Raw genomic sequence first — 1,462 nt, forward strand, 5'->3', positions numbered from 1 at the left:
GGGCGGGGGCCGTAGGGCGGAGGACTGGCCGGTGATCATGAAGTTGGCGGGTCGACACGCCGATATCGGGATTGTCAACTTCATGATCGACGAGGCGGGGTGAGGGCAGCGTCCATGCGCCAGCTGTTCAGGCGGCGATCATGAGGTTGGCGGCGCGACACGCCGATGGCGAGGCCGCCAACTTCATGATCGACGGGGCGAGGCGAGGCGAGGCGAGGCGAGGCAGGGCAGGGCAGGGCAGGGCGGGGCGGGGCGGGGCAGGACGGGGCGGGGTCAGGAGATTTGGGCACCGAGGAAGAAGATGCCGGGGTGGCCCCTTGTCTCGAAGCCTCTGCTCGGGTTGCGGCGCAGCGTTGAACTGTCGATCTGCAGCGAGCCGGTGCGGTTGTTGCTGACGAAGAAGATCGCGCCGCCGCCCTCGTTCGCGCTGTTGTCCTCGATCACCGTGCCGGCGATCCGCACCGCGAACTCGTTGCCGTCGCAGTAGATCGCGCCGCCGCTGCCGCCGCCCGGAGTACCGCCCCGGGCCGGGTTCGCGCCGGTGCCGACCGCCCGGTTGTCGCGGAAGACGCTGTTCAGCACCGTCCAGGAGACGCCGATGCTGCTCAGCGCCCCGCCGTTGGCGCACACTCCGCCGGTGAAGGTGCTGCTCACCACGTACACCGGTTTGTTCTCGAACTGGCTGAGCACGCGCAGCGCCGCGCCGCCCAGGTCGGGGCCGGTACGGTCGCAGCGGTTGCCGACGAACCGCGAGTTGACCACCTTGAACCGCCCGCCCCGGACGAAGATCGCGCCGCCCCCGCCGCCCTCGGTCCGCTCGCCGGTGGAGTCGCCGTCGGCGAACGTCAGGTTCTGCACGGTGAGCTGCGGGTGGTCCTGATTCTGGCAGTGCGAGGTGGTGAAGCCCTGCGCCTGGTCGCAGGTGTTCATGTAGAGGATGCGGCGCTTGCCGCCGCCGCTGAGCGTGACAGTGCCGCCGCCGTCCAGCACGATGCGCGGGCCGTGCGAGTTCACCACCTTGGCGGTGGCCTTCATGGTGATGGTGACCGGCGCGGGCCCGCAGTCGAAGGTGATGACGCCGCCGGCCGCGACGGCCTTCACCACCGCCTCGGAGGTGCAGCTCGCCGGGGTGCCGCTACCGACGGTACGGGTCGGGCGCGAGGTGTCCACCGGACGCGCCTCGGCCGGCACGCTCGCCCGGCCGGCGGGGTTGCCGGCGCGGAACGCCACGGTGGCGGGGGTGGGGCTCGGCCGGGCGCTGCCCAGCCCTGCCCGCCCGCTCGCGGCGGGCGAGGGGTCAGCTGCCGGACCGGCCGACGAGCCGGCGTCGGCGGCGGGCGCGGGGGCCGGATCGTCGCCGCCGCAGGCGGGCAGCGGCGCCGTCGCCAGGGCGAGGACGAGCAGAGTGACAGCCGACTTCACGTGCACCGCCCGATGCTAGGAGGACCGGCCGCCCCGGCAC

At 72.9% G+C, this 1,462-nt stretch carries 1 protein-coding gene; it reads right to left on the bottom strand.

The genetic code is table 11. The features are described 5' to 3' along the window. Window positions 1-273 precede the first annotated feature (273 nt). Window positions 274-1,422, bottom strand: a complete 1,149-nt coding sequence (locus BAW75_RS08120) for a hypothetical protein (RefSeq protein WP_104113154.1) — start codon at window positions 1,420-1,422, stop codon at window positions 274-276. Between the last annotated feature and the right edge of the window lie 40 nt (window positions 1,423-1,462).

Source organism: Micromonospora chalcea, assembly GCF_002926165.1.
GTDB lineage: Bacteria > Actinomycetota > Actinomycetes > Mycobacteriales > Micromonosporaceae > Micromonospora > Micromonospora chalcea.